Below are 13,461 nucleotides of genomic sequence, written 5' to 3'. Positions count from 1 at the left end.
CTGTTGGCCGACTCGCGTCGGGCAAAACCGTCTGTGGGATAACTAACTATAGAACGCGGACCCACAGCAGAAGGGTCAACACGGCAGGCAAGCCTGCCGTGTCATCAGCAGGCTCAGATAGAGCGGGCACGCATCTCGAAAATGAGTTTTTCGGCGGTGCAGGTGAATTGCAGGCGGGCTTTCAGGATCACGCCGTTGGCGCCCTGACTGAGTTCGCTGCTGCTTTTGGCTTCGGCAGTGACCTGCTTGGCCAGCGCCTCGTAGGCGGCCAGCTTGGCGCGAGCGTCGGCTTCTGCAGCGGCCTCGATCACCAGCTCCATCACATCGTCACCCTCGCCGATGATGGTACCAATTTCGGCGAAGCAGCCGCAGCTGTCACAGGTCTCGTTCAATTCCACTTTATCTTCTACGGACATCATTCAACTCCCACTTATTTCGGCTGTGATTCATCGTCACGCAAGGCTTTGCGAAAATCCTTGATGGCGGTGCCCAGATCTTCCCCGGCGCCAGCCAGGCGTTTGCTGCCAAACACCACGACCACGACGACGAGCAGGATCAACAAATGCCAGATATGAATTCCACCGAGTCCCATAGGGATACTCCTGACTGATAGATACCGATTGTTTGTATCAAAAGAAGGCGCAAAGATTGTTGGGCAAAATCAAGACAGGTGCAAGTTTGCAAATAAATCACTAAAAAAATACGGCGACCCAGGGTCGCCGTATTGCTTGATGCTACTTGTCCCCTCAACCACTACATCCTGTACCAGCCGCCATCGAAGGCGAGAGACGTTTCGAGCATAAATTCGCCTAGATATGAAAACAAATGGTATAAATTCATCCAAGAATTGAAGAGGATTCATATCATGCTGCTGGAACAGTTGGGGCGCATCGACCTCAATCTATTGATTATCCTGCAAGTATTGCTGGAAGAACGGAACGGCAGCCGGGCGGCCCGTCGGCTGCACCTGAGCCAGTCTGCCGTCAGCAAAGCGCTCGGCCGGCTGCGGGAAACCTTCGACGACCCCCTGTTCGTGCGCTCGGCCTACGGACTGGAACCCACTGCCCGCGCCCTCAGCCTGCAGCAGCAACTGCAACCCATCCTGCTGTCGCTCGACAACCTGATCCAGCCACCGGATTTTGACCCGTCCACCACCGAGCGGGAGTTCGTCATCGCCAGCATGGACAGCGCCTTCACCCTGTTCGCCCCGCTCTACTTGAGCGAGCTGAAACGACAGGCCCCCGGCATCCGGCTGCGCTACGAGGAGTGGACCGAGAACAGCCTGACCGAGATGAGCCAGGGCCAGGTGGACATCGCCTTCACGGTGCGGGAGAACTGCATCAACTCGGACTTTCGGCTCGACACCCTGCCCAACGCCATCTGCCAGCGGCTGCTCGCCATCGACGATCTGACCTGCCTGGTGCAGCACGACCACCCCGCCCTGCACGAACCCGAGTGGGATCTCACCCGCTACCTGGCCTATCCCCACGTGCAGACCTATTGCGAGGGGCGCGATCGCTGGATGCTGGATCACAAGCTGGCGGAGCAGGATCTCTATCGCCGCATCGAGGCGACCGTGCCCTCCTTCGAGGCGGCGCTGCGGATGGGCATGCACTCGGACATGATTGTGACCCTCTCCCGGCTCTACGCCCGCCACGCCACCCAGGTCTATCCGCTGGTGCCGCTGCCGCTGCCCATCGCCCTCGACAGCATCTCCCACCTGCTGATCTGGCATCAGCGCCACGAGGAGGATCCTGGCCACCGCTGGCTGCGGGAAACCCTGCTGACCCTCATCATGGGCAAGCTGGAGCCCACTGCTGCCGAACCGGCCTGATTGTCGGCACAGGGCCGCAAGACCCTGACGGGCACAACGCCGGATCACAGGCAAAAAAACGGGGCTCGTCGAGCCCCGTGTCTTTTCTGTTGGCATGCCAACCGGTCAGTTCTGACCGGTCACCGCCAGGTAGTGGTGCACCCCGTCGAGCAGCATCTGCACCGAGATCATCACCAGCAGCATGCCCATCAGACGCTCCACCGCGGTGAGTCCTCGCTCACCCAGCAGCTTGTTGAATACCTCGTAGAACATCAGGATCACCGCGCTGGCGCCCCAGGCCATCAACAGTGCCAGCGACCAGTCCGCCATCCGGGTCGGCTCCTGGTTGGCCAGCAGCAGCAAGGACGCCAGGATCGAGGGACCGGCAATCATGGGGATGGCCATGGGCACCAGGAAGGGCTCTTCACCCGCAGCCAGTCCGGTTACCCCGCCTTCACTCGGGAAGATCATCTTGATGGCGATGAGGAACAGGATGATGCCGCCGGCGATGCTGACCGCCTCCTGCCGCAGGTTGAGGAAATTGAGGATCTGCTGGCCGACGAACAGGAAGGCCATCATGATCACCAGTGAAAACAGCAGCTCCCGCATCATCACCTTGCGCCGCCGCTTGGGATCGATATGACGCAGGATCGACAGGAAGACCGGCAGGTTGCCCAGCGGATCCATGATCAGAAACAACATGACGGCAGCGGAGAAAGTGTCCATACAACGCCCAGGCTAAGCCTTCAACAAAAGGAGGGGGAAAGAGGGCGAAATATAACAAAGGCGGCGGGATTCGGCGAGCGCGGCGGGCGCTCGCCGGCAGGGATCAACCGTGGTTGCAGATCTTGTCGGCGTGAGTCTGGAAACCCTGCTCCGATTCGATGAATTTGCCGCGCTTGGCCAGGAAGTCGATCAGGACCTCGGCATCCATCTCGCTGGCACTGCAGGTGTGGAAACGGGCCTCGGCACCGAAGCGCTCGTCGATGGCCTGCTTGAGGCTGGCCCGGGTAAACTGGCCGCCTTGCGCCAGCATCATCTCCATCACTTCGTGACCGTGTACCGATTGAGTCATTGCAAACCTCTTGAATAGACATATTTGATACCTATTAAATCCTGCCCCACTGCCGACGACCTTGATATAGGCCAACAAATTGCCGATTTCCCTGCATCCGTACTGGTGATGGCCGCGGCTTTGTCGATAATGTGGCAACCTGAGCAGGGGATGGCTACACTAACGCCCCTTTTTGCCACCGCAGACCGAATATAAGGACATTGGCGTCATGCTGTTCCATGGACTGGCTTTCAAGCCCTGGCGGATCTGGACCCGCCGCCCGCTCTGGTTGAAGACCCTGCTCGGCATGCTGACGGGGATCGGGCTCGGCGCCGGTTTCAGCGAGCAGGCGTTGCTGCTCAAGCCCATCGGCGTGCTGTTCGTCAACACCATCCAGATGCTGATGGTGCCCCTCATCTTCTGTTCGGTCATCGCCGGCCTCACCTCGCTGCTCAAGGGCAAGACCCTCGATCGGATCGCCGGCAAGGCCATCGGCCTCTACCTCTGCTCCACCGCGGTCGCCATCTGCATCGGCCTGATGATGGGCTGGTTGCTGGAGCCCGGCATGGGCGCCAACATGGGGCCCTATGAGCGGGTCGGCATGGCGGAATCCCCCACCCTGGCCAGCGTGCTGAGCCATCTGGTGCCGCGCAACCCGGTGCAGGCCATGGTGGATGGCAAGATCCTGCAGGTGATCGTGTTCGCGGTGGCCCTCGCCCTCGCCCTCAACGCCACCGGTCGGCGCGGCCGCCCCGCCATCCTGTTCTTCACCTCGCTGGCAGAGGGGATGTTCAAGTTGACCCAGATGGTGATGGCGCTGGCCCCTTACGGTGTCTGCGCCCTGATGGCCTGGATGACCGGCAAGTACGGCATGAGCCTGCTGTTGCCGCTGCTCAAGGTGATCGGCGCCGTCTACCTAGGCTGTCTGCTGCACGTACTCGGCGTCTACAGCAGCCTGCTGATCCTGCTGGCTCGCCTCAATCCGCTGCACTACTTCAAGAGCATCGTCGATGCCCAGGCGGTGGCCTTCACCAGCAGCTCCAGCAACAGCACCCTGCCCATCAGCCTGGCCTGCGCCGAGCGCCGGCTCGGGGTCTCTCCCGCCATCACCGCCAAGGTGCTGCCCATCGGCGCCACCATCAACATGGACGGCACCGCGCTCTATCAGGGGGTAACGGCCCTGTTCGTGGCCCAGGCCTTCGGGGTGGATCTGCACATGGTGGATTACCTGACCATCATCAGCATCGCGACCCTGGCCAGCATCGGCACGGCGGGCACGCCGGGTACCGGCCTGATGCTGCTGACGCTGACGCTGACCGCGGTGGGACTGCCGCTGGAAGGGGTGGCGCTGATCGCCGGGATCGACCGGATCCTCGACATGGCGCGCACCACGGTCAACGTCTCCGGCGATATTCTGGTATCCGTGTTGATTGCCCGCAGCGAGCGGGAGCTGGATCTGGCGACCTATCACGACGCCAGCGCGGGCGAGGACATCGACTTCACCCTGCGCTGAGACAGGGCGAGCGATTAATTTTCGTGGGGATCGTGGTGGCAGCGCCAGCAGACATCAAAGTTGGCGCCGTTCTCCTCCCCGCATTGGCCACACAGCCAGCCGTTGCCCTGGCGCTGCTGATAGCGCTCGATGACCCGCCCCGCCTTGCTGCGATCCTGTTCGCGCACCATCAGGGTCACCTGCAGCAGATCCACCGGCAGTTCGCCCAGGGCGCCCGACAGCGCCTCGCCATTGAGCCGCACCGGCACCCCTTCCACTTCCAGCGCCCCTTTCAGGGCATGGGCCTCCAGCGAATGGGAAGCCCGATACAGATTGATCCAGTGATCCATGTCTTCCCCCTCAGATCCACTCACGATGCCGTGACCACGGCACCGCCTCTGACCGGCTACAGCAGGGTATCTATGCCGTAGTCGGCCCCCTTGGCCACGATGAAGTCAATGAACACCCGCAATTTTCGCGGCATCAGCCGCCGCTCCGGAAACAGCAGGTAAATCGGTACCCTGGGCTGCTGCCACTCGGGCAGCACGGACACCAGGCTCCCGCTCGCCAGCTCCTCGTGGCAGAGCATGGCGGGCAGGGAGGCGAGCCCCAGCCCGGCCTTCGCCGCCTCTCTGGCACAGGTTATATTATTAACCCTAAAGCGGGAGGGAGGGTCAACCAGCACCTCCTTGTCATCCCGCTCGAAGCACCAGTGCGACGCCAGAAAGCCGCTGGTCACCGCCACCCGCTCATGATGCACCAGATCCTCGGGATGAGTGATGGCGGGGCTGCGCGACAGGTACGCCGGGCTGGCACAGATCAGGCGGGCGTTGCTCCACAGCCGCCGCGCCGCCAGGTTCGAATCGCTCATGTCACCGATCCGCACGATTGCATCCAGCCCCTCATTGATGGGATCCACGATGCGATTGGTCAGCTCCAGCTCCACCTGCAGGCCGGGATAGGCCTGCAGAAACTCCGCCACCAGCCTGCCCACCACCAGCTGCCCCGCTTCGATGGGCACCGCCAGCTTGAGGGTGCCGGTCACCTCCTGTTGGCTGGCGCTCACCATCAGCTCGGCCTGAGCCAGCTCGTCCACCGCCTTGCTGCAGCGCAGATAGTACTGCTCGCCGGCCTCGGTCAGGGTGAGCTGGCGGGTCGAACGATAGAGCAACCGCACGCCGAGGCGCTGCTCCAGCTCGGCGATGCGCCGGCTCACCGTCGCCTTGGTCATGCCCAGCTCCTGGGCGGCCGCCGTGAAGGAACCCTTGTCGACGATCCGCACTAGAATCAATGCAGCGTTCAGATCCATTGTTGCACCAGTGAAACTGTATATCTCATAAATGGATACTAATCGAAACAGTCGGCCAGTGTTAGCCTGCCTCTCTTAAGTTCAGGAATCCCCCACATGAGTCAACACAAGAAGATCCCCCTGCTGGCAGCCATGATCCTGGCCCTGCTCGGCCTGCTGTTTGCCGGTTACTGGTATCTGCATGGCCGCTATTTCGAGAGCACCGACAACGCCTACCTGCAGAGCGAGGTCACCGGCATCGGTTCCAAACTGTCCGGCTACATCAGCGAAGTGCTGGTGACCGACAACCAGCCGGTGAAGGCCGGCCAGCTCATCGCCCGCCTCGACGATCGGGAGTACAAGACCAAGGTGGCCGAGGCTGAAGCCGACCTGCGCCTCAATCAGGCGACGGCGGAAAATCTCGCCGCCACCCGCACCCAGCAGCTGAGCCTCATTCGCCAGGCCGAAGCCAAGGTCAGCTCGGCCAATGCCGAACAGGTGCGGGCCCAGCAACAGGTACGCCGCGTCAGCCAGCTCAACCAGCGCCACTACAGCTCCCAGGACAGCCTGGACGAGGTACGGGCCGGCCTGCAGGTCAATCAGGCCCAGGAGCTGGAGGCCAAAGCGGCCCTGCAGGCCGCCCGCGAGCGGCTGCTGGTGCTGGATGCCGAGGCCAAGCAGAACCAGGCCAAGCTGGCATTGAGCGCCGCCCAGCTGGAGCAGGCCAAGCTGGAGCTGGCCTATACCGAGCTGCGGGCTCCGGCCGACGGCATCATCGGCAAGCGCAGTCTGCGGGCGGGGCTCTACGTCCAGTCCGGCATGCAGGTGGCCAGCCTGGTGCCGCTGCAGCAGGTGTGGGTAGAAGCCAACTTCAAGGAGACCCAGCTGCTCCACATGCAGCCCGGCCAGAAAGTGGAGGTGATCCTGGATGCCTATCCGGATCAGCCGGTCGAGGGGATCATCGACAGCCTGGCCCCCGCCACCGGCGCCAAGTTCGCCCTGCTGCCGCCGGAGAACGCCACCGGCAACTTCACCAAGATCGTGCAACGGGTGCCGGTCAAGATCCGTATTCCGGAGCCGGGGCCGCTGGCGGGCAAGCTGCTGCCGGGCCTCTCCACCGAGGTGATCGTCGACACCCGCAGCCCTGATCCCGTGGTTGCGGCCCACTGATGGAACCCATACCGCGTCGCAACTGGATCGCGGTCATGGGGGGCCTCATCGGCGCCTTCATGGCCATCCTCGACATCCAGATCACCAACGCCTCCCTGAAGGACATTCAGGGAGCCCTGTCGGCCACCTTGAGCGAAAGCTCCTGGATCTCCACCTCCTATCTGGTGGCGGAGATGATCGCCATCCCGCTGAGCGGCTGGCTGAGCCGGGGGTTGAGCGTGCGGCGCTACCTGCTGTGGACCACCGGCGCCTTCATCGTCGCCTCCGTGCTCTGCTCATTCAGCTGGAACCTCACCAGCATGATCGTCTTTCGGGCGCTGCAGGGCTTCACCGGCGGGGCGCTGATCCCGATGGCCTTCTCCCTCATCGTCAGTCTGCTGCCGCTGCACAAGCGGGCCACTGGCATGGCGTTGTTCGGCCTGTGCGCCACCTTCGCCCCCGCCATCGGGCCGACCCTGGGCGGCTGGCTGACCGAGCAGATGTCCTGGCACTACATCTTCTACATGAACGTGCCGCCGGGACTGCTGGTGATGGCCATGCTGGCCCACGGGCTGGACAAGAAGCCGGTGGACTGGGAGGTGATCAAGCGGGTGGACCTCATCGGCATCGTCACCATGGCGGTGGGACTGGGTCTGTTGGAAGTGGTGCTGGAAGAGGGCAACCGGGAGGACTGGTTCGGTTCCAGCTTCATCGTGCGGCTCACCGTCATCTCGGTGGTGGCGCTGGTCTTCTTCGTCATCAGCCAGCTGCTGCGGCGCCACCCGCTGGTCAACCTGCGGCTGCTGCACAACCCGCGCTTTGCGCTGGCCTGCTTCGCCTATCTGGTACTCGGCATGGCGCTGATGGGGTCCATCTATGTACTGCCGCTCTACATGACCCAGATCCACAACTACAACGCGCTGGAAATCGGTGAGGTGCTGATGTGGATGGGGCTGCCGCAGTTGCTGGTGCTGCCGCTGGTGCCCAGACTGACCCACAAGATAGATCCGCGCTATCTGGTGAGCTTCGGCTTTCTGGTGTTCGCCGTCAGCTGCTTCATGAACATGAACATGAGTGCCGACTACGCCGGGCCCCAGCTGATCCAGTCGCTCATCGTACGGGCGCTGGGCCAGCCCTTCATCATGGTACCGCTCTCCCTGGTGGCGACCGCCAGCCTGACCCACGACGAGATCCCCTCCTCCTCGACCCTGCTCAACGTGCTGCGCAATCTGGGCGGCGCCTTCGGCATCGCCATCATCGCCACCCTGATCGACAACGACACCCGCATCCATGTCAGCCAGATCAGCAGCACCCTGGCCGCCAGCAGCATAGAGGGACAGAGCTACCTGCTGCAGCTGGCCCAGACCATGATGGCGCAGGGCTCCGGCCCCGAGCTGGCCCGCCAGCAGGCCCAGGCCATGCTGTCGAACACCATCAGCCGGGAGGCGGCCATCATGGCCTACAACCAGGTGTTCTTCGTGATGGGCATCTTCCTGCTGCTCGCCAGCGGCCTGATGCTGCTGCTCAAGCAGCCCGCCCCCAGGGCAGCCGATGCCGAACCGCTCGAGGCGTGAAAAACGATGAAAATGGAATAGCAAAACGGGCCTGAGGGCCCGTTTTTTTGTCTGCACACGCCCCTTGGTGAGGGGACAACTCAGCCACAGTCACCCTGCCAACGAGGCGGCAATCAGAAACTGGGCGGCGAAGTAGCTGGTCATCACCCAGGCGGTGGCATGGGGGAAGGGGCGGCGGAAGCGGTCCAGCGCCAGCATGCTGTCGGAGAAGAGGAACATCAGCGCCCCCACCAGGGCGGCGGCACTGCCGGCGGTGAGGGAGGCATGCCAGGCGCCGGCGGCAACCCAGGCCATGCCGATGATCACCAGCATGTAGCAGAACACGGGCACCTTCATCTCCCCGAGCTTGCCCCACAGCAGGCCGAACACCATGCCGGCCACCAGCAGCAACAGCAGGCCATCCACCAGATTCAGCACCAGCGGCCCCTGGGCGAAGCCGACGATGTAGCAGAGGTGCGCGACAAAAAACGCCGCCAGCCCCTGGATGAAGCGGTCGCTCGGCAACATCAGCAGCACGTCGCCGGCCAGCGACAGGCAGAGACCGAGCAGGATCCAGGCGTGGGAACCGTCGTGGTCATAGCTCTGATAGCCGAAGGCCAGCGCTATGATGAGCAGCATGGTCAACGGCTTGCTGATGTAGAACTGACGGGAGTCTGAGCCATAGGCCGCACGAATGTGCCACCAGCCCGATGCGATGATCAAGAAACTCAATAACATGCCCTGCTCCTCACGTGTTGCTCGCAGTCATACGGCAACATCTTCTTGCTGACAAGCAGAGTAACAAATTCCCCCGCCCAGTGGCAGAGGCGCTCAGCAAACGAGCAGTCTACGCCTAAAGTCTAATTGTCCCGCCCACCCTGTTCGGGCATAAGGGACGGGTCCGGAGGATCACCATGGAAGACGCAATGAAAAACTATCTGCCCGCTATCGATATCATGATGTGCCACCTTGGCATCAGCTTCGAGCAAGCCTGTGAACAGCTGGGCCTGAGCCAGGTGGAACAACAGACCCTGAGCCTGCTGCAGGAGCAGGATCCGCAGGAATAATCCCTCCCGGTGATGGATATCATGGTGTGCCGCCTTGGCATCAGCTCCGAGCAAGCCTGCGAGCTGCTTGGCCTGAGCCAGGTGGGACAACAGACCCTGAGCCTGCTGCAGGAGCAGGATCCGCAAGAATAAGCCCCCAGCGGGGAGCATGAAAACGGCGCCATGATGGCGCCGTTTTTATTGACCCTGTTTATGCTCGCACCACCCGGCGCCGTTGCAGCCAGACGATCAACGCAAACAGCAGGAAACCGGGCAGCCACATCAGCTCCTTGCGCCAGCGCTCGGTGGGGGCCTTGACCACCAGGATCTCCTGGTCAAACTCCATGCCGGCTGCCGCCGCCGGACTGCCGAAGGTGACGCTGTCGATCAGGGTCTTGCCATCCTGCTCATAGAGCGCGAGCCCCAGGCTGGCGAGGCGGGCTTCCCCATCCTCCCCTGCCGGCACCGCCAGCAGCACGGTCGACTGACGCAGCTTGCCCACCGCATCCTCACCCTGGATCCGCAGCCGCAGGGTGCTCTCCGCCTCCACCTCGCCCAGGGTCTGGGCCAGTTGGGCCGGCGGCGTCTCGCGATAGGGATCGTGCAGCATGTCCATCCAGAAACCGGGGCGGAACAGGGTGAAGGCCACCAGCAACAGCAGCACGCTTTCGTACCAGCGACTCTTCACCAGGAAATGACCTTGGGTGGCGGCGGCGAAGATCAGCATGGCAACGGTGGCCACCATGAAGATCAGCACCCCGTGGGCAAAGTCCACGTCGATCAGCAGCAGGTCGGTGTTGAAGATGAACAGGAACGGCAGCGCCGCGGTGCGCAGGCTGTAGTAGAAGGCAGTGATGCCGGTCTTGATGGGATCGCCCTTGGAGACGGCCGCCGCCGCGAACGAGGCGAGCCCCACCGGCGGCGTCACGTCGGCCATGATGCCGAAGTAGAACACAAACAGGTGCACCGCGATGAGCGGCACGATCAGCCCGTTCTGCTGCCCGAGCGTCACCACCACCGGCGCCAGCAGGCTGGAGACCACGATGTAGTTGGCGGTGGTGGGCAGCCCCATGCCGAGGATCAGACTCAGCAGGGCGGTCAGCAGCAGCATCAGCAGCAGGTTGCCCATGGAGAGCATCTCCACCAGATCCGCCAGCACCAGACCAACCCCGGTCTGGGAGACGGCACCGACGATGATCCCCGCCGTGGCGGTGGCGATGCCGATGCCGATCATGTTACGGGCACCGGCCACCAGCCCCTCTCGCAGATCGATCAAGCCGTCCTGCAGGGAGCCGTAATCGTGCCGGCCATCGCTGCGCAGCCAGTTGAGCAGCGGGCGCTGGGTCAGCAGTATGATCACCAGCATGACGGTACCCCAGAAGGCCGACAACCCGGGCGAGAGGCGCTCCACCATCAGGCACCACACCAGTACCACCACCGGCAGCAGGAAGTGCAGGCCGGAGAGCAGTACGGTACGGGTGTTGGGCAGCTCGGTCAGCGGCTTGTCCGGATCTTCCGCCGCCAGCGGCTCATTGCTGGCGGCAATTTTCAACAGCCCCAGATAGGTGGCGGCCAGCAGCAAGGCGATGCCAGGCAGCGCATAGTCGCCCAGCGCCGGCTTGAGCCAGCCCAGGCCGTAGTAGACCGCCATCGACAGCCCGCTGATCAGGGCGGCGCCAAAGGCAAAGCCGGTCAGCCGGCGCAGCCAGGGCTTGGGCTGATGGTCGCCGATGGGCTGCATGCCGAGCTTGAGCGCCTCCAGATGGACGATGTAGAGCAGCGCTATGTAGGAGATGGTCGCCGGCAGAAAGGCGTGCTTGATGATCTCGACGTAGGGGATGCCCACGTACTCCACCATCAGAAAGGCCGCAGCCCCCATCACCGGCGGCATGATCTGGCCGTTGACCGAGGAGGCCACTTCCACCGCCCCCGCCTTCTCCGAGCTGAACCCCACCTTCTTCATCATGGGAATGGTAAAGGTGCCGGTGGTCACCACGTTGGCGATGGAGGAGCCGGAGATGAGGCCGGTCAGGCCGGAGGCGACCACCGCCGCCTTGGCCGGGCCACCGCGCAGGTGGCCGAGCAGGCTGAAGGCGAGCTGGATGAAGTAGTGGCCGGCACCGGCCCGCTCCAGCAGGGCACCGAACAGCACGAACAGGAACACGAAGCTGGTGGAGACGCCGAGGGCGATGCCGAACACCCCCTCAGTAGTGATCCACTGGTGGTTGGCCAGCGCGGTGAAGCTCACCCCGCGGTGAGCCAGCAGGCCCGGCATCCAGGGCCCCGCCAGGCTGTAGGCGAGAAACACCAGGGCGATCACCGCCAGGGCTGGCCCCAAGGCGCGGCGGGCGGCTTCCAGCAACAGCGGGATGCCGATGCAGGCGGTCACCAGATCGGCGGTAGTGAGGTTACCCGGCCGCTGGGCCAGCGCCTCGTACATCACGAACAGATAGGAGGCGGCGCCGGCGGCCACCAGCCCGAGCGCCAGATCGCCGAGCGGTACCCGGTCGCGCGGCGAGCGGCGAAAGGCCGGGAACACCAGGTAGGCCAGCAGCAGGGCGAAGGTGAGGTGAATGGCACGGGTCTCGGTGTCATTGAGCACGCCGAAGCCCAGCATGAAGGGCAGCGGCGAAGCGATCCAGAGCTGGAACAGCGACCAGGCGAGCGCCAGGGTGGTGATGCACCCACCCATGATGCCGAGCGGCAGACGCGCCCCCACATCCTGGGCGATCAGTTCCTCGGTAGAGAGTTGTTTATCTTGCATAGGGGTTAACTTGTGCCAACGAGTACAACGACACGACACCCGCTGCCACGGGCTGCGGCAGGCGGGTGTCGAAGAGAGTGACAGCGGCCCTTGGGCCCGCTATCAGAGCCAGCCGCGCTCTTTGTAGTAGCGGGCAGCCCCTTCATGCAGCGGGGCGGAGAGACCCACCTTGATCATGTCGGCCTCTTTCAGGTCGGCGAAGGCCGGGTGCAGGCGCTTGAAACGATCCAAGTTGTCGAACACCGACTTCACCAGTTGATAGACCACTTCCGGATCCGCCTTGGCACTGGTGGAGAGTACCGCCTTGCCGCCGATGGACGGGGTCGGCTGGTCGCTGCCCTTGTAGATGCCGCCCGGGATCTCGGCCTTGCTGTAGTAGCTCTTCTCGGCCAGCAGCTTGTTGATGTCGGCGCCGGTGACCGGGACCAGCACGGCATCGGTGGTGGTGGAGGCTTCCTGGATGGCGCCGTTGGGGTGGCCGACGAAGTAGCTCATGGCATCGATGTTGTTGTCACCCAATGCCGAGGCCTGCTCGGCCGGCTTGAGCTCGGAGACCAGGCCGAAGTCGCCCTTCTTCCAGCCCTTCACCGCCATGATCTCTTCGAAGGTGTCGCGCTGGCCGGAGCCCGGGTTGCCGATGTTGACCCGCTTGCCCTTGAGATCGTCGAAGCCGGCGATCTTGGCGTCCTTGCGGGCCAGGATGGTGAACACCTCGCTCTGCAGGGAGAAGACGGCGCGCATGTCGTCCATGGCACCCTCGGCCTGGAACGGCGGCAGCCCCTTCATCGCTTTGTACTGATGGTCGGACTGCATGATGCCGAAGTTGAATTCACCGCTGCGGATGCCGTTGACGTTGGCCACCCCGCCACCGCTGGCCGGGGCATTGCACTTGATCTGGTGATCGGCGGCGCCGCGATTGAGGAAGCGGCAGATGGACTGGCCCGCCACGTAGTAGACACCGGTCTGACCGCCGGTGCCTATGGTCACGAAGCGCTCCTGCGCCTGCACCGGGCCACCGAACGAGACGCCGGCCAGGACAGCCGACAGGGCACACGCCAGGGATAATCCTTTCATGTTGTTCATCCTTTTTGATTGATTCAGCTCGCCCGTTCCACGGGCGAATGCCGGACAAACCACCGTTCTGCGTCGGCGGTTGCCCATGACCTCGATATGAGGAATCGGGTGAACGGCGAACGTTCCCCAAAAAGCCACCAGCATCCTGTGGTGAGACAGTCGGCTTCATGCCAACCGAAGATAATTGGCCCCGAGGGGGCCAACTAAAGAGTCATAACGGCTTCGATT

At 63.2% G+C, this 13,461-nt stretch carries 15 protein-coding genes; 6 read left to right on the top strand and 9 right to left on the bottom strand.

Annotated features, from left to right (window positions below; translation table 11 throughout):
- Positions 1 to 113 precede the first annotated feature (113 nt).
- Together E5E96_RS08955 and tatA are read right to left on the bottom strand one after the other, a co-directional pair.
- A complete protein-coding gene (locus E5E96_RS08955) occupies positions 114 to 416 on the bottom strand; it encodes a YfcZ/YiiS family protein (protein WP_016349132.1) in 303 nt (100 codons plus the stop codon).
- 14 nt (positions 417 to 430) lie between these two features.
- The gene (gene tatA, locus E5E96_RS08950; protein ID WP_073348682.1) at positions 431 to 592 is read right to left on the bottom strand and encodes a twin-arginine translocase TatA/TatE family subunit; all 162 of its coding nucleotides are present in this window, start codon (positions 590 to 592) and stop codon (positions 431 to 433) included.
- Positions 593 to 865: 273 nt separating this feature from the next.
- Here tatA and E5E96_RS08945 point away from each other — a divergent pair, with 273 nt between their 5' ends.
- Positions 866 to 1,834, top strand: a complete 969-nt coding sequence (locus tag E5E96_RS08945) for a LysR substrate-binding domain-containing protein (RefSeq protein ID WP_065480118.1) — start codon at positions 866 to 868, stop codon at positions 1,832 to 1,834.
- Positions 1,835 to 1,939: 105 nt separating this feature from the next.
- Here the strand turns inward: E5E96_RS08945 and E5E96_RS08940 are convergent, their stop codons facing one another.
- Together E5E96_RS08940 and E5E96_RS08935 are read right to left on the bottom strand one after the other, a co-directional pair.
- Positions 1,940 to 2,539 (bottom strand): YhgN family NAAT transporter, encoded by a 600-nt coding sequence (locus E5E96_RS08940; protein WP_010635400.1) that lies wholly within the window; start codon positions 2,537 to 2,539, stop codon positions 1,940 to 1,942.
- A 103-nt stretch (positions 2,540 to 2,642) separates the two neighbouring features.
- Positions 2,643 to 2,888: a YecH family metal-binding protein gene (locus E5E96_RS08935; protein ID WP_171281956.1), complete on the bottom strand. Its 246-nt coding sequence runs from the start codon at positions 2,886 to 2,888 to the stop codon at positions 2,643 to 2,645.
- 208 nt (positions 2,889 to 3,096) lie between these two features.
- On the opposite strand from E5E96_RS08935, the gene E5E96_RS08930 reads away from it, so the two are divergent.
- The gene (locus E5E96_RS08930; protein WP_026080178.1) at positions 3,097 to 4,380 is read left to right on the top strand and encodes a dicarboxylate/amino acid:cation symporter; all 1,284 of its coding nucleotides are present in this window, start codon (positions 3,097 to 3,099) and stop codon (positions 4,378 to 4,380) included.
- Positions 4,381 to 4,394: 14 nt separating this feature from the next.
- On the opposite strand, the gene E5E96_RS08925 is transcribed toward E5E96_RS08930, so the two are convergent.
- Positions 4,395 to 4,709: a DUF2007 domain-containing protein gene (locus E5E96_RS08925; protein ID WP_011704337.1), complete on the bottom strand. Its 315-nt coding sequence runs from the start codon at positions 4,707 to 4,709 to the stop codon at positions 4,395 to 4,397.
- A 56-nt stretch (positions 4,710 to 4,765) separates the two neighbouring features.
- Complete coding sequence (locus E5E96_RS08920; RefSeq protein ID WP_171281955.1) at positions 4,766 to 5,668, bottom strand: LysR family transcriptional regulator; 903 nt, start codon at positions 5,666 to 5,668, stop codon at positions 4,766 to 4,768.
- A gap of 96 nt (positions 5,669 to 5,764) precedes the next feature.
- On the opposite strand from E5E96_RS08920, the gene E5E96_RS08915 reads away from it, so the two are divergent.
- The gene (locus E5E96_RS08915; RefSeq protein WP_016349127.1) at positions 5,765 to 6,817 is read left to right on the top strand and encodes an HlyD family secretion protein; all 1,053 of its coding nucleotides are present in this window, start codon (positions 5,765 to 5,767) and stop codon (positions 6,815 to 6,817) included.
- Positions 6,817 to 8,370: a DHA2 family efflux MFS transporter permease subunit gene (locus tag E5E96_RS08910; RefSeq protein WP_011704334.1), complete on the top strand. Its 1,554-nt coding sequence runs from the start codon at positions 6,817 to 6,819 to the stop codon at positions 8,368 to 8,370. Before E5E96_RS08915 ends, E5E96_RS08910 begins: the two co-directional genes overlap by 1 nt.
- Positions 8,371 to 8,460: 90 nt before the next feature.
- Here E5E96_RS08910 and E5E96_RS08905 read toward each other — a convergent pair whose 3' ends face one another.
- Positions 8,461 to 9,087 carry a lysoplasmalogenase gene (locus tag E5E96_RS08905; protein WP_011704333.1) on the bottom strand — a complete coding sequence of 209 codons (627 nt, stop codon included), beginning with the start codon at positions 9,085 to 9,087 and terminating at the stop codon, positions 8,461 to 8,463.
- Between the two features lie 188 nt (positions 9,088 to 9,275).
- Between E5E96_RS08905 and E5E96_RS08900 the strand changes: the two genes are divergently transcribed.
- On the top strand, positions 9,276 to 9,416 hold the full coding sequence (locus E5E96_RS08900) for a hypothetical protein (protein WP_016349126.1): 141 nt from the start codon (positions 9,276 to 9,278) through the stop codon (positions 9,414 to 9,416).
- Positions 9,417 to 9,425: 9 nt separating this feature from the next.
- The gene (locus tag E5E96_RS22745; RefSeq protein ID WP_257497662.1) at positions 9,426 to 9,548 is read left to right on the top strand and encodes a hypothetical protein; all 123 of its coding nucleotides are present in this window, start codon (positions 9,426 to 9,428) and stop codon (positions 9,546 to 9,548) included.
- Positions 9,549 to 9,606: 58 nt separating this feature from the next.
- Here E5E96_RS22745 and E5E96_RS08895 read toward each other — a convergent pair whose 3' ends face one another.
- Both E5E96_RS08895 and E5E96_RS08890 read right to left on the bottom strand, forming a co-directional pair.
- Complete coding sequence (locus tag E5E96_RS08895; protein WP_171281954.1) at positions 9,607 to 12,159, bottom strand: TRAP transporter permease; 2,553 nt, start codon at positions 12,157 to 12,159, stop codon at positions 9,607 to 9,609.
- Between the two features lie 102 nt (positions 12,160 to 12,261).
- Positions 12,262 to 13,233, bottom strand: coding sequence for a TAXI family TRAP transporter solute-binding subunit (locus E5E96_RS08890; protein ID WP_171281953.1), 972 nt, complete (start codon positions 13,231 to 13,233; stop codon positions 12,262 to 12,264).
- Between the last annotated feature and the right edge of the window lie 228 nt (positions 13,234 to 13,461).

Origin of the sequence: Aeromonas sp. 1805 (assembly GCF_013085525.1) — a bacterium.
Taxonomy (GTDB): domain Bacteria; phylum Pseudomonadota; class Gammaproteobacteria; order Enterobacterales; family Aeromonadaceae; genus Aeromonas; species Aeromonas hydrophila.
Note: the sequence above shows the minus strand (reverse complement) of the source record. Positions and strands in the feature narration are given on the sequence as shown.